Genomic DNA, 24046 nt, shown 5'->3' with positions numbered 1-24046 from the left:
AATCTCTGCGGGCGCGGTGGGGTGAAATTATCTGGTTTCTCTGGGTGTTTTTTGGGGGGTTGTAAATCTCTTCTGTTCCTCCGCGCGCCCGCCCCTTGCCGTCCGGCTGTGCGGGGGGCCGCCCTCGCGCTACAATTCGCTCCTTTTGGAGACCGATGGATGAGCGAAGCAACGACAACCGACGGCAAATCCGCCACCTTCCATCTCCCCATCGCCGAAGAGCAGGTCGAAGGCCTGCCGCCGGGCTTCGGCGACGGCATGGCCGGCAAGGCCGCCTTTCTCATCGCCGTCGCTTTCTCCGTCTTCCAGATCTACATCGCCGCCTATGGCAGCATTCCGAGCCAGGTGGTGCGAGCCATGCATGTCGGCTTCCTGCTGCTGCTCGGCTTCGGCCTGATCGCCAATCTGCGCGCCAGAAGCGTGCCGGCGAAAGCCGTGTTCTGGACGCTCGGCGTGCTCGGCTTCGGCACCGGACTCTACAATTGGGTGTTCTATACCGACCTCATCCGCCGCTCCGGCTTCCTGACCACGCCGGACCTGATCGTCGGCGCAGTGCTGGTGGTGCTGGTCTTCGAGGCCGCCAGGCGGCTGATGGGGCTGCCGCTGGCGGTCATCGCCTTCATCTTCCTCGCCTATTGCTTCGTCGGCAACCATCTGCCGCCGCCGCTCATCCATCGCGGCTATGATTTCGCCCAGCTCGTCGACACCTTTGCCTACGGCACCGAAGGCATCTACGGCACGCCGATCTATGTTTCAGCCGCCTACATCTTCATCTTCGTCGTCTTCGCCGCCTTTCTCGAACGCGCCGTCATGATCGCGCTGTTCAACGATTTCGCGCTCGGTCTTGTCGGCACCTGGCGCGGCGGCCCGGCGCAGGTATGCGTGCTGTCGTCGGCACTGATGGGCACCATTTCCGGCTCGGGCGTCGCCAATGTGGTGGCCAGCGGCCAGTTCACCATCCCCCTGATGAAGCGCTTCGGCTTCCGCGCGGCTTTTGCCGGCGCCGTCGAGGCAACCTCCTCGATGGGCGGCCAGATCATGCCGCCGGTGATGGGCGCGGTCGCCTTCATCATGGCCGAGACGCTGAACGTGCCCTATGCCGAAGTGGTCAAGGCAGCGATCATCCCGGCGCTGCTCTATTTCGGCGCCTGCTTCTGGCAGGTGCATCTGGAGGCCGGCAAGGCCGGCCTGCACGGCATGGCAAAGGCTGATTTGCCCAATCCATGGGACGCGGTGCGACAGCACTGGCCGCTGGTGCTGCCGCTGGCGGCCCTCATCTATCTTTTGTTCGCCGGCTATACGCCGATCTTCGCCGGCACGATGGGCCTGGCGCTGACCATCGTGCTCATCCTCGGTACGCCGCTGGCGGCAGCGATCGGGCCGCTCGCCTTCCGCATCGTCTTCTGGCTGGCGCTCGGGCTCGCCGCGGCTTCGTTCATGAAGTTCGGCGTCAACCTCCTCGGCCTCGTCATCGCCGCGCTGATCGTCGCCTGCTTCACCTTCAGGGGCGGGCGCGAGACACTGCGGATCTGCGTCGACTCGCTCGCCGAAGGTGCCAAGAACGCGCTGCCGGTCGGCATTGCCTGTGCCATCGTCGGCATCGTCATCGGCACGCTGACGCTGACCGGCATCGCGTCGACCTTCATCGGCTGGATCATCTCGATCGGCGAGAACAATTTGTTCCTGTCGCTGGTGCTGACCATGGTCACCTGCCTGGTGCTCGGCATGGGCATCCCGACCATTCCCAACTACATCATCACTTCGTCGCTGGCCGGGCCGGCGCTGCTGTCGCTCGGCGTGCCGCTGCTGGTCAGCCACATGTTCGTCTTCTATTTCGGCATCATGGCGGACCTGACGCCACCGGTGGCGCTGGCCGCGTTCGCCGCCGCCCCCATGGCCAAGGAAAGCGGCCTCAAGATCGGCATCCAGGCGACCAAGCTGGCCATCGCCGGCTTCGTCGTGCCGTTCATGGCGGTCTACACGCCGGCGCTGATGCTGCAGGACGCCGGTCCGATCTCCGCCCAGTTCGGCTATCCCGTCGAGGTCGCCTACATCGTCGCCAAGGCGTGCATGGGCATCGTGCTGTGGGGCGCTGCCGCGGTGGGCTTCCTCGTCAGGCGCATGGCATGGTGGGAGCGTCTTGTCGCCTTCGCCGCCGGCGTGCTTCTGGTCGCTGCGGTTCCCCTCACCGACGAAGCGGGCTGGGCGCTGGCGCTTGCCTGGACCGGCTGGCACTGGTGGCGGGCGCGGCCGGCCACCGCATGAGCCTGTGCATCCTGGCCGCCGGCAAGACGGTGACGCTCTCGGTTGCCGCCTTCACGCTGTCCTGGATGCATTCGGTTGAACGGACGCGCTGGGAGGAGGGCTGGAAGGTGACGCCTTCCGGCCTGCAAGTGGTCGAGGCGCGGATCAAGGGCTCGGGCGCGGGCATGGAGCCGCCGGAAGGCGCGGTGCTGCGCGACGGCTGGTGGGTCTATGCGCCTGATGTAGGCCCACAGCGACGCCTCGTGCTCGCCGCCTCCGGCGAGACCGGCGACGGCTGGATGCTGTGCACGGTTCAAGGCTGCCGTGAACTCGGCAAGGTGGCTGGTGCCTCCATTGTGCTGGAACCATGCGGGTCGGACGGCACGAGCCAGCCCGATAGCGCACGATCAGGCCGGTGAGCGGATGGGAAATCTCGACATGGAAGTGGAAGCGGCCGTTTTCGACGGCCTCGTGAAATCTCCTGCCGACCTGACCCCCTAGCCAATCATTCGTCCCCGCAGCTCGGGTGCGGGTATCTCGCAACTGTCCTTCCTGCCGAACAGGGTGTAGCGATTCCTGGCGATGCAATCGTAGAGCCAGTTTCGCAGCGGGCGCGGCAGCAACAGCAAAGCGTTCATCGCCCGCCAGGGCCAGCCGAGTTCCGACATGACGGCAACGAAGCTGTCGAGCCGCGTGAAGGCGATGCCGTCGATCAGGACCAGATTGGTTTCGTAGGAGTCCGTGCGCAGCCCGTGCTTCCTGAACAGCGCTTCGCCAAACGGCGACTGCGCGGTGGCGAAGCGGAAACGGCTTTGGCGGTCGAGCCTGACCACCATGCGCACGAAGCCGGAGCACAGCACGCAGACGCCATCGAAGACGATCAGCGGATGGCGTGCATCGAAGGATGTTTTGGAGGGACTGCTTGACTTGGGAAGGTCGGTCACGCAGGCCTCGGCTGCTTGTGCCCTATGACACTAAGCCAGCCGGAGGCGGCATCAAAGCCGTGGCGATGTCGCACGCCGCCTGTCGGCGAGAGCGGGACGCTCGGCGCGATAGGTGGTGGCGCGGGTTGAGGCGGCGGGCCTGCAGATCCGGCTGTCGTGGCGGCTCTCGAAAGTCATGATCAGTGCGCGCCCAGCGAGTTGCCGCGACGGGCGCAGGCCGGGCCGGGGCCGCGCATGTAATAGCGCTCGGGCCGATAGGTCGGCGCGACGAATTCGCGGATGACGGCGGCATAGCCGATGAGGTGCGCGAGGAAGTTCATTTACCTGGTCCCTGTCCCGTTTTCGGATGTCCCTTCCGAATTGCGGTCATCATAGCGTCGAGGGGTGAATAGTCGGTGAACGTGATGTTAATATCTGGTCGAGAAGGCCTTGCTTCGTGGCTGGAATGCGGCTGATTCGGGGTCTTTCCGTGCAGTTGGTCGGCATTCCGACCAATGTGACTTTTGCATCACATATGTTTCGTTCGAATGCCGCCTGCGCGCGATTCTGTTTCAGCTTTTGCCGCGCCTGGGAAATTTCCGTGCTGGCGCGACCATCCCGGAAAGCGGCCTTCGCGCCGTCGACGTCGCGCATGGCGGAACTGGAGCGGCCTCTGCCCGTTCATCTTCATCCGGGTTCTGGAAGGGAAGATATCATGGCGCCGCACCCAGCCGCGAAAGGCCATCCGAGGCCGTCGCTGGGCCCACGGCCAAGCGATCCCCAAGCCTTCGTTCGACTTGATGGAAAAGAGTCGGATGCCGGGGCCCCGAAGGCCGGCGCCAAGTCAGCCTGAGGATATCAAGAGATGGCCAGCCTCGAACAGTATCATTCCAAGCGCGATTTCAAGAAGACGGCTGAACCGGCCGGCAAGGTTTCTCGCGACAAGAAAACCAAGGCTGGCGGTATCTTCGTCATCCATAAGCACGCCGCGACAAGGCTGCATTACGACCTTCGCCTCGAACATGCCGGCGTGCTGTGGAGCTGGGCGGTGACGCGCGGCCCGAGCCTCGACCCGCATGAGAAGCGGCTGGCCGTGCATGTCGAGGATCATCCGATCGACTATGCATCGTTCGAAGGCACAATACCCAAGGGCGAATATGGCGGCGGTTCGGTCATCGTCTGGGACGAGGGCACCTGGGTCCCCGAGATCGACCCGGCCAAGGCGATGAAGAAGGGCCACATCAGCTTCGAGCTCAAGGGACACAAACTGCACGGTCTTTGGCATCTGGTGCGGCTGAAGCCACGCGCGGGAGAAAAACACGACAACTGGCTGTTGATCAAATCGGACGATGCCGCGGCCCGCCCCGGCGAGGATATTCTCAAGGAGGCACCGGAATCGGTGAAGTCGGGCCTGACGATCGAAGAAGTCGGCGAAGGCAAGACCGCCAAAGGCCAGGAGCCAAAGGTCTGGCATTCAAACAAGCTGGTCGTCGGCAAGGCGAAGGCCGGGGGCAAGAAACTCGACTTCGTCGAGCCGCAGCTGGCCACGCTGGAGCGGGATGCGCCGCCGGGCAAGGACTGGCTGCACGAAGTCAAGTTCGATGGTTATCGCATGCAGGCGCAGATCGCCGGCACCGATGTGCGGCTGCTGACCCGCACCGGTCTCGACTGGACCGCAAAGTTCGGCGACGAGATCATCGCTGAACTCGCCGGACTGAAATGCAGCGACGCCATCATCGACGGCGAGATCGTCGTGCTGGCCGACAGCGGTGTTTCGTCCTTTGCGCTGCTGCAAGCCGATCTCTCAGCCAGGCGGACGGATCGCTTCCTCTACTATGTCTTCGACACGATGCGCCTTGACGGCAAAGACCTGCGCGCCGAACCATTGGTCGAACGCAAGCAGGCCCTGCGGGACCTGCTCGGCAAGCAGCCGGAGTATGCAGCAGTTCGTTTCAGCGACCATTTCGCCGAACCCGGCAACATCATGCTGGAGCATGTCTGCCGCATGGGGCTCGAAGGCGTCGTCTCCAAGCGCGCCGATGCGCCCTATCGCAGTGGACGCGGCCCCACCTGGGTGAAGTCGAAATGCACGGCGCGGCAGGAATTCGTCATCGGAGGGTATTTGCCGTCGGACAAGACCGGACGCGGACTGCGCTCGATCCTCGTCGGCTTCCACGAGGGCGGCAAACTGCATTATGCCGGACGCGTCGGCACCGGCTTTTCCGGCAAGGGCGCCAATGAGCTAAAGGCAAAGCTGGACCGGCTGAAGGCGACTGCCTCACCCTTCTCCGCCGCCGTGCCGAAGGGCAAGGGATTGGTGTGGGTCAAGCCGGAACTTGTCGGCGAAGTGGAGTTTCGCAGCTGGACGTCCGACCGTATAATACGCCATGCCTCGTTCCAGGGACTGCGCGAGGACAAGCCGGCGGAGGAAGTCGTGCAAGAAAAGCCGAAGGCGTCGACAGGCGAGGCATCGACAGGCAAGGGCGCGGCCAAGGCTAGGTCTGCGGCCGGCAGCGCGGCCAAACCCTCCGGGTCGATGACGACCACGATCAAACTCTCGCATCCCGACAAGCTGCTGTGGCCCGACGAAAAAATATCCAAGCAAGCGCTGCTCGACCACTATGCGCAGGTGTGGCCGCGCATGCAGCAGTTCGTCGTCAACCGGCCGCTCAGCCTGGTGCGCGCACCGGACGGCGTCGGCGGGCAACGCTTCTTCCAGAAACATGCTTCGGCCGGCATGAGCGACAAGATCGCCCGCATGAAGGACCCGACCGACGGCGAGGAGATCCTGTTCATCCGGGATTTCGACGGCGTTGCGGCACTGGTCCAGTACGGCGTGGTCGAGATCCACATCTGGGGCTGCACAATCGACAAGCTTGAACAGCCGGACCAGATCATCTTCGATCTCGATCCCGATGAAGGCGTCGACGTGAAGGCGGTGCGCGCCGCGGCGCTCGATATCAGGGGCAAGCTCGACGAGTTGTCGCTGCCGAATTTCGTCAAGACCTCAGGCGGCAAGGGTTATCATGTGCTGGTGCCGCTAAAGCCATCGGCGGATTGGGACGCGGTGAAGACCTTCGCCCATGATTTTGCCCGCGCGCTCGAACAGGGTGCCTCCGACCGCTACACGGCGACACTGTCGAAAAAGGCGCGCACAGGAAAGATCTTCGTCGACTATCTTCGTAACGGCAGGGGATCGACGACAGTCGCGCCCTATTCGTCGCGCGCCAAGAAGAACGCCACTGTGTCGATGCCGGTGACCTGGGCCGAGATCGAGGCCGGACTGGCGCCGAACGCCTTTCCGATCGGCGACAAGACGACGCTGAAGCAGCTGGCGCAGGCCGATCCGTGGGCGGACTTTTTCGGGCGGGGGACGGTGCTCAAGCGGGGGTGATTGGAGGCGGGAGACATCTTCGGATGCAACGCCAGCCGAATTGCGGATGTAGCGATCCTTCACACCCCCCTCTGTCCTGCCGGACATCTCCCCCGCAAGGGGGGAGATCGGCGGCTTCAAGGTGTCGCCCAACCATACAATTTTGGAGATTGGCGAAGGCGGTGGAGCGAATAATCTCCCTCCTTGCGGGGGAGATGGCCGGCAGGCCAGAGGGGGGTGCTGTCCCGCCAACATCGCGAAACCGGCACCGCCACAGTCACGTCAAAAACACCCTCTCAAACGCCTGCTTGCCCGGCGGCGAGAAAATGACCGCGCGGCTGTCCTTTTCGCGGCGTGCCCATTTCTCCAAAAGTATCTTGTCGAGAATGGCGGCACCCAGCGTGCCGGCGAGGTGCGAGCGCCGCACGCTCCAGTCGAGGCAGGCGCGGCACACCGGCCTGCGCGGCTTGGTGTAGACATCGATGCCGATGGCGGCGAAATGCGACGCGGCCGCCGGCCCAAGCCTGATCTCCTTGTCGTCGCGCAGAAGAATTTTTCTGGCGACAAGACGTTCGAGCATCGCCACCGCCCGCTCGCCGGCGAGGTGATCGTAGCAGACGCGTGCCACGCGCATGGCGCCGTCGCGGGGACCCGGCCGCACACGCTTCGGCCCGACCGCCTCCGCGACACCGGTGATGGCTTCGATCATGCCCGCCACCTGTGGACCGGCGAGGCCGTAATAGCGATGCCGGCCCTGGCTCGCCACGGTCAGCAGGCCGCCTTCCATCAGTTTGCCCAGATGCGAGCTGGCGGTCGGCAGCGAGACGCCGGCCTCGAGCGCCAGTTCGCTCGCCGTCAGCGCGGTGCCGCCCATCAGGGCATTCAGCATATTTGCCCGCGCCGGGTCGCCGACCAGGCTGGCGACGCGGGCGATGTCGGGTCCTTCACGCATAGTTCGTTCCTCATCGAAGCGTTCCTGTCAGATAACCACTATCCTCCGACCAGATCAAGGAGACGACGATGCCCGCACGAACCGCTTCCCCCCTCAGCACCGCTTCCCGGCCGTCAATCGTTTCCGTTCGTCACCTGGCTGCGCACGCGGCTGCTGGCCCCGCTGGTATGACCGCCATTTGCAGCGTCTCGACCTTGCCGAGATCGACGATCATCTGCTGCGCGACCTTGGCCTGACACCGGAAGAGGTGCGCCGCGAATGCGCGAAATCGTTCTGGCAGACCTAGCGGGCCAGGCAACACAATGTTTCGACGCCGCTCGAACTATCGACGCAGAAACCCAAGGAGACCACAATGACCATCACCTGCTTCATCCGCTACGAGATCGACCCGTTCGGCAAGGCGGCCTTCGAGGAGTATGCGCGCAACTGGGGCCAGGCCATTCCGCGCTGCGGCGCCGATTTGATCGGCTACTTCGCGCCGCATGAGGGCTCGGCCACGACCGCCTACGCCGCCTACAACATCGACAGCCTGGCAGCCTACGAAGCCTATCGCGCCCGACTTGCCGCCGATCCCGCCGGCAAGGCAAACTACGAGTTCGCCAAGCGCGAAAGATTCATTGTGAAGGAGGATCGCATGTTCCTGACACTGGCGTCAGGCCCGCACGCGAAACTGGTGCTGCCGTGATTGCCGTCATTTTCGAGGTCGAGCCGGCGGCGGGCAGGCGCGACGCCTATCTGAGCATCGCCGCCGACTTGCGGCCGCTGCTCGACGGCATCGACGGCTTTCTTTCCATCGAGCGCTTCCAGAGTCTGGTCGACCCGAACCGTATCCTGTCGCTGTCCTTTTGGCGCGACGAGGAGGCGGTCAAGGCCTGGCGCAACACCGACGAACACCGGCAGGCGCAGAAGGCCGGCCGCGGCGGCATCTTTGCCGGCTACCGTCTGCGCATCGCGCATGTGGTGCGCGACTATGGGCTGACGGAACGGGACGAGGCGCCGGCAGACAGTCGGGCGGTGAATGGGTGAGGGTTCTATCTTCGCCCCTGAGGGAGAAGGGAGAACCGCGCTCAAGCATTCCCGATCAGCACACCCGCCGCAAACACCAGGGCGCCGCCCAGCACCACCTGGAAGGCGGCACGCAGGAAGGGCGTCTGCATGTAGCGGTTCTGGACGAAGGCAATCGCCCACAGTTCGAAGAACACCACGACTGCCGCGACACCTGTCGCCGTCCAGAAATGCGGGATGAGATAGGGCAATGCGTGGCCAAGGCCACCTGCCGATGTCATGACGCCGGTGGTGATGCCGCGTTTTACCGGCGAACCACGGCCCGACAGTTTGCCGTCGTCGGAAGCCACTTCGGTGAAGCCCATCGAAATGCCGGCGCCGATCGAGGCGGCAAGGCCGACCAGAAAGGTCTGCCAGGTGTCATGCGTGGCGAAAGCGGCGGCGAAGATCGGCGCCAGCGTCGACACCGACCCGTCCATCAGCCCGGCAAGCCCCGGCTGCACATAGGTGAGGATGAACTGGCGCTGCTCGGCGGCGGCTTCTTCGTCCTTCACTTCGCCCGGTACGTGCTTTTGCTCCAGACGCTGCGCCAGCGTTTCGTGCCCCTGCTCGGCAATCGCCAGATCGCCGAGCAGCTTTCTGGTCGAGGCGTCGGTGGTGCGCTTGGCCGCCTCGACATAGAACAGATAGGCCTGCCGCTCCATCGCTTCGGCCTGGCTGCGCACATGCTCGATGCCAAGGGGTCTCACCAGCCAGTCGGGCTTGCGCTCGTAATAACCCTTCACATGCTCGCGCCGGATCAGCGGAATGCGCTCGCCGAACCGCTCGCGGAAAAGCTCGATCAGCGCGTCGCGATGGCCATCCTCCTCCTCGGCCATCTCCTCGAACACTTTGGCCGATTGCGGGAACGTTTCAGCCAGTCCGTCGGCGTAGGCGCGGTAGATGCGTCCGTCATCCTCCTCGGACGAAATGGCCAGCGCCAGGATTTCCTGTTCGGAGAGCGATTCGAAGGGACGGCGGCCGAAGCCGAAGACGCGGGAAAGCATGAGAAATTCACCCTAGTTTAGAACAATTCTAAACTAGGGTTTGACGCGCCGTCGGTCAATTGCAGGCGGTCAAGAATTGTTGAAACCCCGCACGAGGCAAGGCCTTCATTATCAGTGAATGTTCACCTATATAGTCGGGCTAAGCCAAGAACGAGGAATTCGCAGATGACGGCAAAACAGCCTCCGCAGCCCTTTGATCCCAAGCCAGTTCTCGATCTCATCGCCAGCATCGAAACCGATCTGCAGCGCCTGAAAGGCCTGGTCGAGCAGCAGGTTGAGAAATTCGACCCCGCCAATCCGCACAACAAGGCGCCTGACGGCAAACTGACCGAGGAAGGCGTCGAGTGCTGCTACCGCATGTTCGACGAGGGCAAGTCGCGCTATTCAGTCGCCCAGCAGATGAAAATTTCATTCGCCGCTGCCACGCACCGGTTCAACAACTGGCGCAAGCTGGGCGGGAGCAAGCGGCAGCGGACGCTGTTGGGGTGAGAGCCCGGTTCGCCGCAGGCGAATTGAAAGGTCCGGTGGACCTTTCAAAGGGCTCGAACCGGGGAGCTGCCGTAGGCAGCGGGCCCCCGGCTGAGCGCTCGACCGCCAGATGTCGGCGGGACAGCGCCGTGACGTTGGCGGTCGCCCCGCCAAACTTTGTAACGGTCACATTTTTTCATTGGTGCGCCACATCTGTTTGCGCGCATCATGCGAGGACATCGTCTCTTCCACTGGACCTCGCATGACCACCATGATCCCTCCCGGCATCGCCGACATCCATGCCGCCGCCGCGCTTCTCTCCGGTCTGATCGTCGAAACTCCCTTGATCGAATCGCAGGAGCTGAACAAGCGCTTCGGCGCGCGCATCCTGTTCAAGCCGGAGACGCTGCAGCGCACCGGCTCGTTCAAGTTCCGCGGCGCCTACAACAAGCTGTCGTCGCTCAGCGAAGAGGAACGCAGCCGGGGTGTCGTCGCCTTCTCGTCGGGTAACCATGCGCAGGGCGTCGCGGCGGCGGCGGCGATGTTCGGCGTCAAGGCGGTCATCGCCATGCCGGCCGACGCGCCGGCGATGAAGATCGCCAATGTACGCAAGATGGGGGCGGAGGTGGTACCATTCGACCGCTTTCGCGACGACCGCATGACCGTGATCCGCCCTTATCTCGAAGAGGGCATGGCGCTGGTGCCGCCCTTCGACGACCCGGCCATCATTGCCGGCCAGGGCACGATCGGCCTTGAATTGATGCGCCAGGCAAAAGCGCTTGGCGTCAGCCTCGACGCGGTTGTCGTACCCTGCGGCGGTGGCGGCCTGTCGAGCGGCATTTCCGTTGCCGTCAAGGACGCCTCGCCCGGCACCGCGGTGTGGGCGGTGGAGCCCGAGCATTTCGATGACACCCGCCGCTCGCTGGCCGCCGGCACCAGGGTTTCGAACGAGCCCGGCCACGCCTCGATCTGCGACGCCATCCTGACCGCCGAGCCCGGCCTGATCACCTTCGAGATCAACCGCAGGAATCTCGCCGGCGGCATCGCTGTCTCCGACAAGGCGACGGCACAGGCGATGCGCGACGCCATGGCCTATCTCAAGCTGGTGGTCGAGCCCGGCGGCTGCGTAGCGCTGGCGGCACTGTCATCGGGCGAGATCGACCTGTCGGGCAAATGCGTGGCCGTGGTGCTGTCGGGCGGCAATGTCGATTTCGGAACGTATGCCGGGATCATGGCGGCGGCCTAGCTGATTCCGAAGCATTGCAGCGGCGCAGAATGATAGCTGCAGCGATCCTTCACACCCGCCGGCTTCCAAGACTTCTGCGTTGCAAAGGCGCCCTGACGCTCAGGGCGGCGTCTAATCCAGCGTTCGCCTGAACCGCACCAGTGCTACGCCGGCAAACAATGCCACGAACATCACCAGCCAGCCGATCTCCGTTGCGACCGCCGGCAGTTCGGCTTCCTTCAGCATCACCGCGCGGATGATGCGCAGGAAATGCGTCAGCGGCAGTATCTCGCCGAATACCTGCGCCCAGCCCGGCATGCCGCGATAGGGAAACATGAAGCCGGACAACATGATCGACGGCAGGAAGAAGAAGAAGGTGAGCTGCAGCGCCTGCATCTGCGTACGGGCGATGGTCGAGATCGTATAGCCGAGCAGCACCAGCGCCAGCACGAAGATCAGCACGGCACTGAGCAGCAGCGATATTGAGCCAGTGAACGGAATGGCGAACAGGAGCTTCGCCGCCGCCAGCACAACCACCACCTGAACGGCGCCGACCGCCAGATAGGGCAGTACCTTGCCCAGCATGATCTCGAGCGGGCTCGACGGCATCGCCAGAAGGTTCTCCATCGTGCCACGCTCGGTCTCGCGCGTCAGCGCGATCGAGGTCATCATCACCATCGTCATCTGCAGGATAACGCCAAGCAGGCCGGGCACGATGTTGTATTGCGAGATGCCTTCGGGATTGTAGCGCCGGTGCACCACCACTTGGAGCTGGCCAAGCGCTGCCTCGGCGGCCGCCTCCTGCATGCCGCGCGCCCGAAGCAGGGCCTGGCTGGCGACGGTGCCGAGCGTCGAGATGGCGCCGCTGGCTACGGCCGGATCGGTGGCGTCGGCCTCTATCAGGATCTGCGGGCTGTCGCCGCGCTCGACCCGCCGGGCGAAGTCGGCGGGTATGGTGACGACGAAGGCGACATCGCCGCGCGACATCAGGAATTCCGCATCGGCAGCACTTTGCGAGACGTGGTCGAAACGGTAGTAGCCGGTGGTCTGCAGCGCCGAAACCATGGCTCGCGTGTAGGGATCACTGCTCGTCGCCACGAGTGCTGCCGGCAGGCTTTTCGGATCATTGTTGATGGCGTAGCCGAACAGCACCAGTTGCATCAGCGGCACGCCGAGCATCATGGCAAAGGTGATGCGGTCGCGCCGCATCTGGATGAATTCCTTGATCAGCAGGGCGCCAAGCCGGGCGACGGAAAAGACGTTATTCATGCCATGTTGTCCTTCGAGCCGGACATGAACTGGATGAAGACATCCTCGAGACTGGTTTCACCCGCCGAAACTTTCACGCCCTTGTGCTCTCTTTCGACATCGGCGAGTGCCGCCTCAAGCTTCTTCTTGTCGGAGCCGACGACATGCAGTGTCGCGCCGAACGGCGCCACCTGGTCGACACCCGGGCGGCCTTGTAGCGCTTCGGCCACCTGGTCGAGCTGCGGACCCTGCACGACGAATGTGGTCAGTCCGGCATTCCTGACCACTTCGGCGACGGTGCCGGTGGCCAGCATCTTGCCGTAGGAGATGTAGCTGATGCGGTGGCAGCGCTCGGCCTCGTCCATATAGTGGGTGGAGACCAACACGGTCAGCCCGCCAGCGGCGAGCCGGTGGATCTCGTCCCAGAACTCGCGCCGGGCTTTTGGATCGACGCCAGCCGTCGGCTCGTCGAGCAGCAGCAATTTCGGCTGGTGCATGATGCAGGCGGCGAGCGCCAGACGCTGCTTCCAGCCGCCGGACAACGTGCCTGCCAGTTGGTTGCGGCGCGTCGCCAGGCCGAGGTCTTCAAGCGTCCTGGCGACATGTTCCTCGACTGGCTTCAGCCTGTAGAGCCGCGCCACGAATTCGAGATTCTCGCCGATCGTCAGATCCTCGTAGAACGAGAATTTCTGCGTCATGTAGCCGACCTCGCGCTTGATGCGCAGGCTGTCGGTGCGGATGTTGAAGCCCAGCACCGTGCCTTCGCCTTCGTCAGGCGTCAGCAGGCCGCACATGATGCGGATAGTGGTGGTCTTGCCCGAACCGTTGGGTCCGAGAAAGCCCACGATCTCGCCTTCGGCGACCGTCATCGTGACATGGTCGACGACGGCCTTGCCGCCAAAACGTTTGACCAGCCCACGGACGTCGATTGCGTTCATTTTGCGCCATCCGCCAGGTCGACATCGACGATCTGGCCCGGCTGCAGCGGGCCGGCATCGCCCTCCGGCCGCGCCTCGACGAGGTAGACCAGCTTCTGCCGGTTCTCCAAGGAGTAGATCACCGGCGGGGTGAATTCCGGATCGGGCGAGACATAGCTGACGCGTGCCTTTACATCCGGGCCGCAGCCGTCGCAACGGACGCTGAGCAAGGTACCGACCTTGATCGAGGCGAAGGCGCTCTCCGGGATATAGACGCTGAGCTTCACCGCGCCGTCGGGCAGGATGGAAATGACTGGAGCGGTCGGACCGGCCGTGTCGCCCGGATTGCGGATGACATCGTTGACACGGCCTGGCGAAGGGGCTGCCAGCACCCGCTTCGACAGCCGCCACTCAGCCTGCTCCAAGGTCGCCTGAGCCTGCTTGACCTGATTGTCGGCGGCCTTGATCGTCTCCGGCCGCGCCGGCAGGCCGCCGACAGCGAGATTGGCACTGGCCTGGCCGACCTGTGCATTGGCCGTCTCCAGCGTCGCCGACGCGGTGTCGAAATCGGCCTGCGTGCCGGCGCCGCGCTTGAACAGATCAGCGGCGCGGTCGTATTTGCGCTTGGCATCAGCGGCCTGGGCGCTGGCCATGTCGAGCTGAGCCTTGAGCACCGCGATCTCTTCCGGCCGCTTGCCGATCTGCAGGTCGGCCAGTTGCGCCTGCGCCTGGGCAAACCCGGCCTTGGCCTGCGCCACCGCGATCTTCATATCGGCACTTTCCAGCGTCACCACGGTCGTGCCGGGCACCACTCGGTCGCCGCGTTTCACAGTGACCGTCTCGACCTGCGCCACCTCGATCGGCGCCAGCAGCACATAGTCGCCCTCGACATAGCCGACGGCCAGCGGAGGAGCCGGGGCACAGGCACCGAAAAGCTGCGCGGCGAGCGGCAGCGCACACAGGAAGCTCATGGTCTTTGCCCCTTCATCCTTGCCTCTTCCGGGCAGCCAGTATGGCTTTGAGATTGCCCGATGTGACCGCCACCACCTTGGCGGCCTCGGCGGCGCCGATGTCGTTCCAGCCCATGCGGCGCATCACCGCCTCGCGGCCGATGCGGAAATAGATGACCTGTCCGATCAGCGTGAACACGATGAGCCTTGTGGCCTCGCTTTCGGCCGGCTCGCCGGTCGCCTGTTCCCAGAGCTGGCACATCCGGCGATGCGTCGGCTCGAAGACGCCATCATAGATGCGGTCAAGGGCTGCCGTCGGATGCGAAAGCTCGCGCAGAACGAACTGCACGATCTCGCCGGCCTGCGGACTGGCCACGACAAAGCCGACCATCCGTTCCAGCGCCGCGAATAGTTGGGCCTGCGCCGCCCCCGCTCCGCCCGGCATGGGAGCCTGCGCATTGCCGAGTGCCTGGCCGGCGACCTTCTGGATGGTCTCGACAATGAAGTCGGCGGCAGCAGTACGAAGGCCCTCCTTGCTGCCGAAATGGTAGGCGATCGAACCGATATTGGCTTGCGCCTCGGCCGCGATCTCGCGCGTCGAAGTGCCGTCAAAACCCCGCCGCCCGAACAGTTTAAGCGCCGCCTTGACGAGGGCCGCTCGTGTCGTCTCGGCAGGAGATGCTTCGCGGCGCAGGATTTTGGCATCGGGTTGCTTGATCATGGCGACGCACTTTAATCAATCGATTGATTAAAGTCAAACTGCGAACGCCAGTTGTGGACGTCATTGTCTTGCCATGGGCGGCGGCAACCGCTTTAGTGCGCGGCCATGAGCAAGGAAGTCGAACGAAAATTCCTGGTCTCCAGCACCGCATGGCTAGAACTGGCCGAGGCGGATATCCGCATCCTGCAGTTCTATCTCGCTGCCGGCCCCGGGCGCACCGTGCGCGTGCGCATCAGCGATGGCACTTCCGCCAAGCTGACGCTCAAATTCGGCAGCGAGGCGCGCGAGCGCGACGAATTCGAATATTCGATCCCACTGTCGGAGGCGATGGAGATGCTGGATTTCGCCATCGGACGTGTCATCGAGAAGACACGTCACCATGTTAGGCATCGCGGCCATCTCTACGAAGTCGATGTCTTTGGCGGTCCGCTTGCGGGACTTGTGATCGCCGAACTCGAGACACCGGAGGACGTGCCGGACGAAATGCTGCCTGACTGGCTCGGCCGTGAAGTCACCGGTGAGCAGAAATTCTACAACGCGTCGCTCGCCCTCGGGGAGATACCGGAGATCGCCGCATGAGCTTTCGCATCGATCCGCGCCTGCCGCTGACCGGCGAGGTCAGGCGTATCCTTGCCGAGGAAATCGGCAGGGCGCTGCATCACCTTGACGCCGCGCGGAGCCGGCCGGAACAGGCATTGCACAAATGTCGCAAGCGGTTGAAGAGCGCGCGTGCCTTGTTGCGTCTCGTCCGTTCCGGTGACGAAGCATTCTGCGAGACTGAAAACCAATGCTATCGCAAGGTCGCCGGCCTGCTTGCCGGTCCACGCGAGGCGACGGCGCTGATCGAGACCATCGACCGGCTGGCGGCAAGCTTTCCCAAGGAGAGCGCCGACGATGGGCTGGGTGCGGTGCGCGACAGCCTGATCGCGCGTCAGCATGAATTGCACGAAGGCAGCGGGCTCGAAGCGGCGATTGGAGCGGCGACCGCCGCTTGCGAGGACGGCCTCAAGCGGATCGAAAGCCTTGCCTTGCCCGATCAGCCGGAACAGGCCGCGGACGTGCTTGCCGAAGGCGCCCGCATCACCTTGCGCCGTGCTAGGAAGGCGCTGGACAAGGCCGGATCGCGCGGCGAAGCCAATGACTTCCACGATCTGCGCAAGGCGGCCAAGACTCACGGCATGCATCTGTCGCTGCTCGGCAGGCTGTGGCCGGCCCCGATCAAGGCCCGGCGCAAGGCGGTCGACGAACTGGGCGAGCGGCTGGGCGACCTGCATGACGTGCTGGTGATGCGCGCCCTGCTCGAAGCCGATGAGCGTCCGCTCGGACCGCCCGAAGACACGAAGCTTCTGGGCAAGCTTTTGAAGCGGTCGGAGAAGCAGCTGAAGAAGAGCTGTCTGGCCGAGGCGGCCGGCCTGTTCGGCGACAGCCCCAAACGTTCGACGCGCAAACTGGCGCGCAAGGCGCGCGACGATCTGGCTCCGCCGCCGGAAGATGCGACCGCCAGTTGACCGACATGCGGCTGGCGCCCGGCTGTCTGCCTATGCTAATCGCCATAGGACATGACCGAGCCCGTCGACACGCTTCTGGATCGACTTGGCCGCTGGCTTGCCGGCCGGCTGCAGGAAGAATCTTCCGGCTACGAACCCTATACGCCGTCCGATGCCGACACGCTGCGCCGCACGCTTGAGCCCGGCGACATCCTGCTGATCGAGGGCAACCAGAAGATCTCGGCGGCGATAAAGTACCTGACCCAGTCGACCTGGTCGCATGCGGCCTTCTATGTCGGCGACGCGCTGGCCGAACCGGAAGACGGAACGGAGCGGCGGCGGCTGATCGAGGTCACGCTCGGCGAAGGCTGCGTCGCCGTGCCGTTGTCGCGCTACCGCACCTACAACACCCGCATCTGCCGGGCGAGCGGACTGGCGCCGGAGGATCGCGACAGGGTCGTCGCCTTCATGGTCAGCAAGCTCGGCCTGAAATACGACCTCAAGAACATTTTCGACATGCTGCGGTTCTTCTTCCCGACGCCGCCGGTGCCGGTGCGCTGGCGCCGCCGCATGCTGGCCTTCGGCTCCGGCGACCCGACGCGGGCGATCTGCTCGACGCTGATCGCCGAGGCCTATGGCCAGATCCGCTATCCGATCCTGCCCGAGATCACCCGTGCGCCCGGCCGCGCTTCGGCGCAGTCGAATTATTCGCGCAAGGAAATCCTGCACATCCGCCACCACTCGCTCTACACACCGCGCGATTTCGACCTGTCGCCCTATTTCCGCATCGTCAAACCGACGCTGGAATATGGTTTCGACTACCGGCAGATGGTCTGGGACGACAAGGCAAGCACAGACGCCGCAGCCGCAAAGGCTGGCGAAATCGCCTCAGACACGTGATGGCCCCTATGGCGCGGCCTACCGCTATCCAGCCGAGGTGCAGGCGTTTCACATGGCGGCCTATATCACGCCGAAACCGCAATAGCACCCTGGTTTTCGGCTCCGTGTTCGATCCAGACATGGACCGGTTCGTCCCGGCCGCGGATGCTCACCGGTCCATGATCGCGCGCATTCAACTGTGTCGTGGGCGATTCCGCCTTCGCGGCCTCAATCAGTCGTGACCCAAAGCAAATATTCGCCTGAAGCTCACGGCAGAGCGACTGCAAACGGCTGGCGACGTTGACGGTGTCGCCCACCACCGCGAAGGACAGATTGCGCTCGCTGCCGACCGCGCCGATGACCACTGCGCCATATTGTGCACCGATCCGAACGTCCAGCGGCGGGTATCCCCTGGACACCCGCTGTACATTCCAGTCTTCGAGAGCGGCGACCATCGCTTCAGCACACTGGATGGCCCGAGTCGCGTCGTCATGGCTGGCCTGCGGAACCCCGAATGTCGCCATGATGCAATCGCCGATATAGTTATCGACGGTGCCATGGTGGTCGAAAACGACCTGTTCCATGCGACGGTGGAACTGACGCAGAAGTTCGAACACTGCTTCGGCAGGATGATCCTCGGAATAGTGCGTGAAGCCGACGATGTCGGCGAACAGCACCGCGATATCCTGCCGGCGGACCGGGCCGAAGGGCTCGTCATCGGTGGCGAGCTGGTCGACGACATTGGGCGAAAAATGCCGGGCGAGATTGGCGCGGGCGCGCTCTGCCTTGACATAGTCTTCCGACAGATGTCGGGAACGATAGACGACCAGCGCCATGATCGCGCCGATAATCAGCACAACCAACACGTTGGTCGCCTGCGCAAATGTATCGACGAAATTGGGGTTGAGATAGAGGTTCAGTCGCTCTGTCATCGGCAGCGAATAGAGGTTCGTCGCCGGAACGACGGTTCCCGGATGAGAAATCACCCATCCCACCCCGATCGCCCATGTCAAGGCCGCGAGCGCGCCGAGATAGAGCGCCAATCGTGTCGAAAGGGTCAGCGCGCCAAGGCATACGAAAATCAGCAGGAATTTGAAGCTGCCCTCACGCAGTTGCATCGCGGCCGGCGCGACCTCCAGGGAAAACGGGTTAGGCGTTACCAGCAGAACGGTCAACAGAATGATGTCCAGCGTACCGACGAGGTAACCGATCCACCATCGCGCCGTGCGACGGCGCGCAAAGAGAAACTGGATCAGGCCGACGAGCTGGAACAGCACGAGGCCCGCCAGCACGAAGAGCAGCGAAGCATCCCAGCGGCTGATCAATGAAAAGAAGCAGGAGATCACCGCGAGCGATGCCGTACGGGCCCAGAACTGCAATGCAGCACCCTGGCGTTCTGCGCGCGCCCGCAAATTTTTCAGGCGCGAATAGCGGCGAAGTTCAAGTGTTGGCGCGGTCGGCATAGGATCACTTCGATTTCACGGGGAGGTGTCACGCATTCGGCAAACCCGCCCTCTACAGTCTGGCAAATCAGTGCGCGAACTCTATCATGAATGTGATTTCATTTTTGAACCGCGGCTGCAAAGAGCAAAAATGTCCGGACAAAAGATCTTCGTGAAAACCGAAGCACGACAGGCGGAGGCTTCGGTTTTCACGAAGATCACCAAAAAACCGCAGCGCCCGGCGTCATTCTCTACATGGATGCGTTCGGCCCGCGGCCGGCGCTGGGCGGCATGGCGGAACGCCTGGCTGCAGAGGGCTATACCGTGTTGGTGCCGGATCTGTTCTATCCCAACGCGCCCTATCCTGCTCGGGATGATTGGCCGTGTCAGGCCGGTAACGGGCGGCGTCCCTTTGCGGGAGCGGCGGGCCGATCGAACGCGCCGGCGTCGCGCGGATGCGGTCCGATTGGCATGATCGCGGGAAATGGCGTTGCACCAAAGGCAAACGTCCATTTGTAGCCGACCAGCCCGTCCTCCGGCGTCGTATGCTGATCGTGATGGGCCAGCAATCTGGCGCGATCGGCCAAATCCTCGGCCTCGCGCCGCACCATCTCCGCCGTCTCCGGACGCATTCGCCTGCTAAAGCTGACGAAGCTCGCTTCGTTATCGATATGGGTGATGGCCCAGCCGATGAAGTTCTTGTTGGTCATTTCGAACAGCGGCCGCAGCGGCCCTTCGAAATTCCACTGGATCGGCGTCTCGACCAGCAATCTCGCCGACAGACCCCGTCCGAGCGAGATCAGGCCGAGTTCCTCCAGGTCGCGCAAGTAGAGAAACATCGAGGCTTCGCTCAGACCTTGCGAGCGCATGATGCCCTCGGGCGTGAACTTTTCCGACAGCATGACGAAGATGAACAGCAGTGCCGGCCGGCCGGCGAGCCTACGCTCGATCTCCGGCGCGATGTGGTTGACGGGCCCTGGCCCCCTGTTCATCGAGCCGAGCACGTTCTCGAGTTCGACGCCTGCAGCAGCGCAGATCTCCATCAGCCGGTCGAGCTTGCAGTTGCGCTCGTGGAAGATGCGCTTCACCGTCGGCTCGGAAACACCCATGCGTTCGGCGAGCTCGCGATAGGTGACACCCTTCGCCTTCAGTGTCCGCTTCAACGCGTCGAAGATCAGGCCGTTCATGGAATGCACCTCTTGCCTGCAGTTTCGTATCGACTTTCGATACTAGTGGTAATCGGCCTTTCCGGAAAGTATCGAAAATCATAGGTTTCCGTTGTCATCACAGGAGACAGCCATGAACAGCCTCATCCCCACAGCGTTTCTCGCAATCGTCGGTATCGCGGCGGCGCCCGCCGTCGAGGCCGGCGAACTCTGGCGCGCCACCGGTCTCGAACAGCCGGAATCGGCCCTGTTCGATGCCGCCAACAACCGCATCATCGTCTCCAACATCGTTGGCAATCCCGGTGAGGCCGACGGCAACGGTTATCTCAGCGTGCTGTCCTTGGACGGCAAAACCGTCACCCAACACTGGACCGACGGCATGGACGCACCCAAGGGCATGACAATATCGGGCGGCAAGCTCTATGTCGCCGACATCACCAAGGTCCGCGTCGTCGATCTCGCCAGCGGCAAACTCGTCGCCAGCATCGCCGTGCCGAACGCGGTCTTCCTGAACGACATGACATCGGACCGATCAGGCAAGGTCTATGTCACCGACATGCTGGCCGACACAATCTACCGCATCGACGGCGACCGCCCGGAACTGTTCGTCAAGGACGCGATGCTGGCTTCGCCCAACGGCATCTTCGCCGATGGTATCAGGTTGATCGTCGCCTCCTGGGGCAAGGGTATCAAGCCAGATTTCAGCACGGCTGAGCCGGGCGGGCTGCTTTCGGTCGACATCGCCAGCAAGATGGTTTCGCCCTTGCCGGGCGCTCAAGAATTCGCCGACCTCGATGGCGTCTTCGCTATTCGTGACACCATCTACGCCACCGCCTACATGACCGGCACGCTCTACCGCTATCGTCCCAGCGGCACACCGGAAGCGGTGGCGCATTTCAAGCCCGGCAGCGCCGACATCGGCACCGACGGCGAGTCGATCCTCTATGTGCCGTTGATGAACGAGGGCGAGGTGGCGGCGCTAAAGCTCGACTGAGAGCCAGATCGGCGCCTCAGGGCCGATCTCCGAGACTTTCGCCAACAGCCGTGAGATGGTCGACATTGCCAAGCAGATGTTTGATGTCGCCTTTGGGTTCGTTCAACGACCCCATCTTAGCCGCAACGACGTTGCCCGCGGGTATCCGAAAGCAGAGATTCTACTGCGGCACCGCTTTGCGGCGCAAAGGTCCCATTTGTATTGTAAATGACGGCCCCCTTTTTGGGTTCCGGAGCTGGTCGTTCGGGGCACCAGGGCGCTGGCTCCGCCAGGGCGAACAGACGCCGCGCAACGTGCTCGGCCGCGCCAAGGCCTCGCCGCACCGCCAGGCATACAGTCATCCCGGCGAATATCGGCAAAAGCCCAGGTCACGGAACCGAGCCACCATGGGCGAATTTCCGGTAGAAGCGGCCTCCCATCACGCTTGCCTCAAAGGCCAGCTCGATGATCCCTTTGCGGCTTGAGCTGAACACCATGACGACGCCCAGGAAAATGACATAGGACGCGACGAGAGAGATCAACAGCGTCACGAAAGTGCCTGGCAGCGATGCCTTCAGGCTGTATTCCAGGACGCCGGTTATGATCGCCGAGATACAGTACGGCCACAGGGTCTCCAGCAACTGCCTGAAGTCGAGTGGACCGCGCCTTGTCGCCCCCCACCACAGGATCGGGCCCTGGATGGTGCCAACGCCTATGTAGAAGGCCGCGACCCCACTTATTCCCCACGGCAATCCGCACAAGAAAGAGGCGACAAACAGGGTGGAGCTCAGGGCGCCCCAGTTTCGCATTTCCCTGGTCCGGTCCTGGCTGATGAAAAGCCAGCCGGTGCTGCTGCTGATCGGCGCGAAGATGGCGCCAAAGGCAAGAATGGAAAATACCTGCGAAACCTCCGACCATCGCGGCCCCAGCAACGTGACAATGAGCAGCTGGCTGTTGATGATGGCGAATATCACTGCCGGGTAGGTGGCGAGAATTATCAGTTCCAGCATTCGGAAATAGAAACGGCGGTATGTTTCCGGCTCGTTCAGGGTTCTCGCAAGCGAAGGAAGCGCGACTTTCGCTATTGGCGTGGTGATCTGGCTGAGCGGCAGCAAGAGCAGCTTGTATGCCCGGTCATAGATGCCGAGAGGCATCTCGCCGAGGTAGCGGCCGATCAATATGTTGTCAAAATTCCTGGCGAAAAAGTTCAGGAAATTGAAGGACGTTATGTTGGCGCCAAAATTCAACAGATGGAAGTTCTGCGTTTGCAGAGCAGGCCTGCTCGGAACCCATCCGGCAAAGCACCAGGCCAGCAAAAGTGTGGTCAGCGATACCGCTATCTGGCTGTAGACGAGGGCCCAGTATCCGAAGCCGTTCCAGGCAAAAAGCAGCCCTGTCACGGACCCGACCAGAAAGCTGAACAACTCGACCAGGGCTATTTTCGAGAAGAGAAGCTGTCGATTGAGCAAGGCCATGTGCTGGGCGCAGAGACCGCCAATCACAAAGGTGGCGCTAAGGCCCGTCACGATGGGCACGACCCGGGGCTCTCTGAAAAAAGCACCTGCTGCCGGGGCAAGCGCTATCACCGCCAGGCAGATTGCCGCGCTCAGCCCGACATTGACCCAGAAGACGAAGCTGAGCTGCTCCTGGTTGATTTCATCCCTTTGGACCGTGGCTTGGGTCAGGCCGAAATCCGAAAACAGCGCCGCGAACGCGAACAATGGCGCCGCCATCGCCACGATGCCGAAATCCTCGGGCAGAAGAAGCCGGGCAATGAGGATCTGGTAGCAGAATTGCATCAGAAACTTCAGCGCCTGCGACCCGAAGTTGATGGCCGCCCCATTCACCGAGGCGACCTTGAGTTCGGCCCGTGACATCCGGCTTTCAGAAAATGCAAATCGCTTGACCTGGGCCATTTCAACCAGCTTGAACAGTCGTGATTTTGTTTTTGGCCTTCCGCAGGATCGACGCGGCGATCCGCCAATCCATCATCCCGGCGGTCGCAAGCGGCAACAACCTCCTCTCGGCGATCAGTGCCTGGGTCTTGTACTCGGCCGACAGGCGCTTCATGGCGCGAATGCGCTCCTTGAGGAGGGAAACAAGTCTCGAATTGCCTGACAGCCGTCGATCGAGCAAAAGCGATTGCGACTGATCCACCTGGCCGTCGTAGTTCACCTTCGTCCTGCTCCAGCCGGCGCCTCGATGGGTGTACAAGTAGCCCCGAAAGTCGCTGGCCACGTACTTTGCGCCTTCGAGCAGCGCATCCGTCACAAAAAGAAAGTCCTCGCCATGACGAGAATTGGAGGGGTAGCGCAGCGATCGATCCGCCAGGAAATTTCGCCTGAAGACCGGTTTGAGCAGACCCCAGTCCGTGTCGACGCCAAAGGGCCTCGCATGCGCCAGGAACGTCTCGATGTCGATCAGCGTCGTATCTTTGGTGAACGCGATGGTCGCGGGACTGGAGGCGTCGCTTGCCGGATCGTAGTATGAGAACTTGTCGGTGACGATATCGGCGTCTTGTGCAGCGGCAATCTCGACAAGCCGCTCCATCCGCCCGGGCGCGTACGCATCATCGGCATCCAGGATTGCGATCCAGTCGCCTCTGGCAGCCTCCAGGCCGGCATTGCGGGCGGCTGAAGGTCCGCCATTCCTGGGCAGGTGAACGACTTTGACGCGGCTGTCCTGCCGCGACATTGCTCCGGCAACCTCCAGGGTTGCGTCGGTCGAGCAATCATCGACGACTATGATCTCGATAACTGCATCTCCCTGCGCCCTTGCGGAATTGACGGCGCGTTCGAGAAACGGAACCGCGTTGTAGGCGGCGATCAAGACCGAAACAGTAGGGCGTGCAAAGGGCGGTTTCTGGGCAGGGAAACGAAAATTAGCGTTCATCGGAAACCTCCGGGGAAACGAACCCGGTGGATCCCGCCAATTCCCGGGTTCTTGAGAAAGCCGCACCTCCCTATCAGCCGTCGCTGAGATCAGGATTAGGCCGCGATGAAGCGAAACTGAAATTGAAGCCGAAGC

At 63.0% G+C, this 24046-nt stretch carries 24 protein-coding genes and 1 pseudogene; 12 read left to right on the top strand and 13 right to left on the bottom strand.

Annotated elements, in window-relative coordinates; translation table 11 throughout:
• Positions 1–159: 159 nt before the first annotated feature.
• Together NKJ89_RS23430 and NKJ89_RS23425 are read left to right on the top strand one after the other, a co-directional pair.
• Positions 160–2265 carry a TRAP transporter permease gene (locus NKJ89_RS23430; RefSeq protein ID WP_352605980.1) on the top strand — a complete coding sequence of 702 codons (2106 nt, stop codon included), beginning with the start codon at positions 160–162 and terminating at the stop codon, positions 2263–2265.
• Positions 2262–2663: a DUF1850 domain-containing protein gene (locus tag NKJ89_RS23425; protein ID WP_352605978.1), complete on the top strand. Its 402-nt coding sequence runs from the start codon at positions 2262–2264 to the stop codon at positions 2661–2663. Before NKJ89_RS23430 ends, NKJ89_RS23425 begins: the two co-directional genes overlap by 4 nt.
• Before the next feature lie 31 nt (positions 2664–2694).
• On the opposite strand, the pseudogene NKJ89_RS23420 reads toward NKJ89_RS23425, so the two are convergent.
• The 3 genes and pseudogenes from NKJ89_RS23420 to NKJ89_RS23410 form a co-directional block, all read right to left on the bottom strand.
• A pseudogene (locus tag NKJ89_RS23420) lies at positions 2695–2784 on the bottom strand (hypothetical protein); the annotation flags it as partial.
• Entirely contained in the window at positions 2742–3188 is a 447-nt protein-coding gene (locus NKJ89_RS23415; RefSeq protein WP_502898141.1) for a thiol-disulfide oxidoreductase DCC family protein, read from the bottom strand. The gene NKJ89_RS23415 and the pseudogene NKJ89_RS23420, both read right to left, overlap by 43 nt.
• A gap of 179 nt (positions 3189–3367) precedes the next feature.
• A complete protein-coding gene (locus tag NKJ89_RS23410; protein WP_023762254.1) occupies positions 3368–3508 on the bottom strand; it encodes a hypothetical protein in 141 nt (46 codons plus the stop codon).
• A 524-nt stretch (positions 3509–4032) separates the two neighbouring features.
• On the opposite strand from NKJ89_RS23410, the gene ligD reads away from it, so the two are divergent.
• Positions 4033–6561, top strand: a complete 2529-nt coding sequence (gene ligD, locus NKJ89_RS23405; protein WP_352605976.1) for a DNA ligase D — start codon at positions 4033–4035, stop codon at positions 6559–6561.
• Between the two features lie 256 nt (positions 6562–6817).
• Here the strand turns inward: ligD and NKJ89_RS23400 are convergent, their stop codons facing one another.
• Positions 6818–7492 (bottom strand): ArsR/SmtB family transcription factor, encoded by a 675-nt coding sequence (locus NKJ89_RS23400; RefSeq protein WP_352605974.1) that lies wholly within the window; start codon positions 7490–7492, stop codon positions 6818–6820.
• Between the two features lie 178 nt (positions 7493–7670).
• Here NKJ89_RS23400 and NKJ89_RS23395 point away from each other — a divergent pair, with 178 nt between their 5' ends.
• The 3 genes from NKJ89_RS23395 (at position 7671) to NKJ89_RS23385 (ending at position 8518) form a co-directional block, all read left to right on the top strand.
• Positions 7671–7778 (top strand): DUF1127 domain-containing protein, encoded by a 108-nt coding sequence (locus NKJ89_RS23395; protein WP_352605972.1) that lies wholly within the window; start codon positions 7671–7673, stop codon positions 7776–7778.
• A gap of 66 nt (positions 7779–7844) precedes the next feature.
• A complete protein-coding gene (locus NKJ89_RS23390; RefSeq protein ID WP_352605970.1) occupies positions 7845–8177 on the top strand; it encodes an NIPSNAP family protein in 333 nt (110 codons plus the stop codon).
• Positions 8174–8518: an antibiotic biosynthesis monooxygenase family protein gene (locus tag NKJ89_RS23385; protein ID WP_352605969.1), complete on the top strand. Its 345-nt coding sequence runs from the start codon at positions 8174–8176 to the stop codon at positions 8516–8518. The genes NKJ89_RS23390 and NKJ89_RS23385 overlap by 4 nt, the downstream gene beginning before the upstream one ends.
• 41 nt (positions 8519–8559) lie before the next feature.
• Here NKJ89_RS23385 and mbfA read toward each other — a convergent pair whose 3' ends face one another.
• Complete coding sequence (gene mbfA, locus NKJ89_RS23380; RefSeq protein ID WP_352605968.1) at positions 8560–9543, bottom strand: iron exporter MbfA; 984 nt, start codon at positions 9541–9543, stop codon at positions 8560–8562.
• Between the two features lie 165 nt (positions 9544–9708).
• On the opposite strand from mbfA, the gene NKJ89_RS23375 reads away from it, so the two are divergent.
• Together NKJ89_RS23375 and NKJ89_RS23370 are read left to right on the top strand one after the other, a co-directional pair.
• Positions 9709–10032: a hypothetical protein gene (locus tag NKJ89_RS23375; RefSeq protein ID WP_352605967.1), complete on the top strand. Its 324-nt coding sequence runs from the start codon at positions 9709–9711 to the stop codon at positions 10030–10032.
• Positions 10033–10273: 241 nt separating this feature from the next.
• On the top strand, positions 10274–11257 hold the full coding sequence (locus tag NKJ89_RS23370) for a threonine/serine dehydratase family protein (protein WP_352605966.1): 984 nt from the start codon (positions 10274–10276) through the stop codon (positions 11255–11257).
• 111 nt (positions 11258–11368) lie between these two features.
• Here NKJ89_RS23370 and NKJ89_RS23365 read toward each other — a convergent pair whose 3' ends face one another.
• The 4 genes from NKJ89_RS23365 to NKJ89_RS23350 are packed head-to-tail and all read right to left on the bottom strand — an operon-like array spanning position 11369 to position 15072.
• On the bottom strand, positions 11369–12505 hold the full coding sequence (locus tag NKJ89_RS23365; RefSeq protein ID WP_023762244.1) for an ABC transporter permease: 1137 nt from the start codon (positions 12503–12505) through the stop codon (positions 11369–11371).
• A complete protein-coding gene (locus NKJ89_RS23360) occupies positions 12502–13422 on the bottom strand; it encodes an ABC transporter ATP-binding protein (RefSeq protein WP_352605965.1) in 921 nt (306 codons plus the stop codon). Before NKJ89_RS23360 ends, NKJ89_RS23365 begins: the two co-directional genes overlap by 4 nt.
• The gene (locus NKJ89_RS23355) at positions 13419–14372 is read right to left on the bottom strand and encodes an HlyD family secretion protein (protein ID WP_352605964.1); all 954 of its coding nucleotides are present in this window, start codon (positions 14370–14372) and stop codon (positions 13419–13421) included. The genes NKJ89_RS23360 and NKJ89_RS23355 overlap by 4 nt, the downstream gene beginning before the upstream one ends.
• 13 nt (positions 14373–14385) lie before the next feature.
• The gene (locus tag NKJ89_RS23350) at positions 14386–15072 is read right to left on the bottom strand and encodes a CerR family C-terminal domain-containing protein (protein WP_352605962.1); all 687 of its coding nucleotides are present in this window, start codon (positions 15070–15072) and stop codon (positions 14386–14388) included.
• 105 nt (positions 15073–15177) lie between these two features.
• On the opposite strand from NKJ89_RS23350, the gene NKJ89_RS23345 reads away from it, so the two are divergent.
• From NKJ89_RS23345 to NKJ89_RS23335, 3 genes are read left to right on the top strand one after another with little or no spacing between them, the layout of a single operon-like run.
• Entirely contained in the window at positions 15178–15651 is a 474-nt protein-coding gene (locus NKJ89_RS23345; protein ID WP_023762240.1) for a CYTH domain-containing protein, read from the top strand.
• The gene (locus NKJ89_RS23340) at positions 15648–16580 is read left to right on the top strand and encodes a CHAD domain-containing protein (RefSeq protein WP_352605961.1); all 933 of its coding nucleotides are present in this window, start codon (positions 15648–15650) and stop codon (positions 16578–16580) included. The genes NKJ89_RS23345 and NKJ89_RS23340 overlap by 4 nt, the downstream gene beginning before the upstream one ends.
• Positions 16581–16631: 51 nt before the next feature.
• Entirely contained in the window at positions 16632–17459 is an 828-nt protein-coding gene (locus NKJ89_RS23335; RefSeq protein WP_352605959.1) for a C40 family peptidase, read from the top strand.
• Between the two features lie 65 nt (positions 17460–17524).
• On the opposite strand, the gene NKJ89_RS23330 is transcribed toward NKJ89_RS23335, so the two are convergent.
• Positions 17525–18901: an adenylate/guanylate cyclase domain-containing protein gene (locus tag NKJ89_RS23330; protein WP_352605958.1), complete on the bottom strand. Its 1377-nt coding sequence runs from the start codon at positions 18899–18901 to the stop codon at positions 17525–17527.
• Positions 18902–19266: 365 nt separating this feature from the next.
• Complete coding sequence (locus tag NKJ89_RS23320) at positions 19267–20067, bottom strand: helix-turn-helix domain-containing protein (protein WP_352605956.1); 801 nt, start codon at positions 20065–20067, stop codon at positions 19267–19269.
• Between the two features lie 112 nt (positions 20068–20179).
• On the opposite strand from NKJ89_RS23320, the gene NKJ89_RS23315 reads away from it, so the two are divergent.
• The gene (locus tag NKJ89_RS23315) at positions 20180–21040 is read left to right on the top strand and encodes an SMP-30/gluconolactonase/LRE family protein (RefSeq protein ID WP_352605954.1); all 861 of its coding nucleotides are present in this window, start codon (positions 20180–20182) and stop codon (positions 21038–21040) included.
• A gap of 368 nt (positions 21041–21408) precedes the next feature.
• Here NKJ89_RS23315 and NKJ89_RS23310 read toward each other — a convergent pair whose 3' ends face one another.
• Entirely contained in the window at positions 21409–22896 is a 1488-nt protein-coding gene (locus NKJ89_RS23310; RefSeq protein ID WP_352605952.1) for a lipopolysaccharide biosynthesis protein, read from the bottom strand.
• A gap of 40 nt (positions 22897–22936) precedes the next feature.
• Complete coding sequence (locus NKJ89_RS23305; RefSeq protein ID WP_352605984.1) at positions 22937–23911, bottom strand: glycosyltransferase family 2 protein; 975 nt, start codon at positions 23909–23911, stop codon at positions 22937–22939.
• Positions 23912–24046 lie beyond the last annotated feature (135 nt).

The organism is Mesorhizobium sp. M0047 (genome assembly GCF_040323315.1).
GTDB lineage: Bacteria > Pseudomonadota > Alphaproteobacteria > Rhizobiales > Rhizobiaceae > Mesorhizobium.
The sequence above is the reverse complement of the archived record's forward strand: the minus strand, read 5'-3'. Positions and strand labels throughout refer to the sequence as shown.

Coding starts and splice junctions, on each gene's coding strand:
- NKJ89_RS23305 (WP_352605984.1), bottom strand. CDS start 23,911: ATGAACGCTAATTTTCGTTTCCCTGCCCAGAAACCGCCCTTTGCACGC.
- NKJ89_RS23360 (WP_352605965.1), bottom strand. CDS start 13,422: ATGAACGCAATCGACGTCCGTGGGCTGGTCAAACGTTTTGGCGGCAAG.
- ligD (WP_352605976.1), top strand. CDS start 4,033: ATGGCCAGCCTCGAACAGTATCATTCCAAGCGCGATTTCAAGAAGACG.
- NKJ89_RS23355 (WP_352605964.1), bottom strand. CDS start 14,372: ATGAGCTTCCTGTGTGCGCTGCCGCTCGCCGCGCAGCTTTTCGGTGCC.
- NKJ89_RS23320 (WP_352605956.1), bottom strand. CDS start 20,067: ATGAACGGCCTGATCTTCGACGCGTTGAAGCGGACACTGAAGGCGAAG.
- NKJ89_RS23340 (WP_352605961.1), top strand. CDS start 15,648: ATGAGCTTTCGCATCGATCCGCGCCTGCCGCTGACCGGCGAGGTCAGG.
- NKJ89_RS23390 (WP_352605970.1), top strand. CDS start 7,845: ATGACCATCACCTGCTTCATCCGCTACGAGATCGACCCGTTCGGCAAG.
- NKJ89_RS23365 (WP_023762244.1), bottom strand. CDS start 12,505: ATGAATAACGTCTTTTCCGTCGCCCGGCTTGGCGCCCTGCTGATCAAG.
- NKJ89_RS23410 (WP_023762254.1), bottom strand. CDS start 3,508: ATGAACTTCCTCGCGCACCTCATCGGCTATGCCGCCGTCATCCGCGAA.
- NKJ89_RS23400 (WP_352605974.1), bottom strand. CDS start 7,492: ATGCGTGAAGGACCCGACATCGCCCGCGTCGCCAGCCTGGTCGGCGAC.
- NKJ89_RS23375 (WP_352605967.1), top strand. CDS start 9,709: ATGACGGCAAAACAGCCTCCGCAGCCCTTTGATCCCAAGCCAGTTCTC.
- NKJ89_RS23370 (WP_352605966.1), top strand. CDS start 10,274: ATGACCACCATGATCCCTCCCGGCATCGCCGACATCCATGCCGCCGCC.
- NKJ89_RS23315 (WP_352605954.1), top strand. CDS start 20,180: ATGAACAGCCTCATCCCCACAGCGTTTCTCGCAATCGTCGGTATCGCG.
- NKJ89_RS23345 (WP_023762240.1), top strand. CDS start 15,178: ATGAGCAAGGAAGTCGAACGAAAATTCCTGGTCTCCAGCACCGCATGG.
- NKJ89_RS23425 (WP_352605978.1), top strand. CDS start 2,262: ATGAGCCTGTGCATCCTGGCCGCCGGCAAGACGGTGACGCTCTCGGTT.
- NKJ89_RS23335 (WP_352605959.1), top strand. CDS start 16,632: ATGACCGAGCCCGTCGACACGCTTCTGGATCGACTTGGCCGCTGGCTT.
- NKJ89_RS23310 (WP_352605952.1), bottom strand. CDS start 22,896: ATGTCACGGGCCGAACTCAAGGTCGCCTCGGTGAATGGGGCGGCCATC.
- NKJ89_RS23430 (WP_352605980.1), top strand. CDS start 160: ATGAGCGAAGCAACGACAACCGACGGCAAATCCGCCACCTTCCATCTC.
- mbfA (WP_352605968.1), bottom strand. CDS start 9,543: ATGCTTTCCCGCGTCTTCGGCTTCGGCCGCCGTCCCTTCGAATCGCTC.
- NKJ89_RS23350 (WP_352605962.1), bottom strand. CDS start 15,072: ATGATCAAGCAACCCGATGCCAAAATCCTGCGCCGCGAAGCATCTCCT.
- NKJ89_RS23330 (WP_352605958.1), bottom strand. CDS start 18,901: ATGCCGACCGCGCCAACACTTGAACTTCGCCGCTATTCGCGCCTGAAA.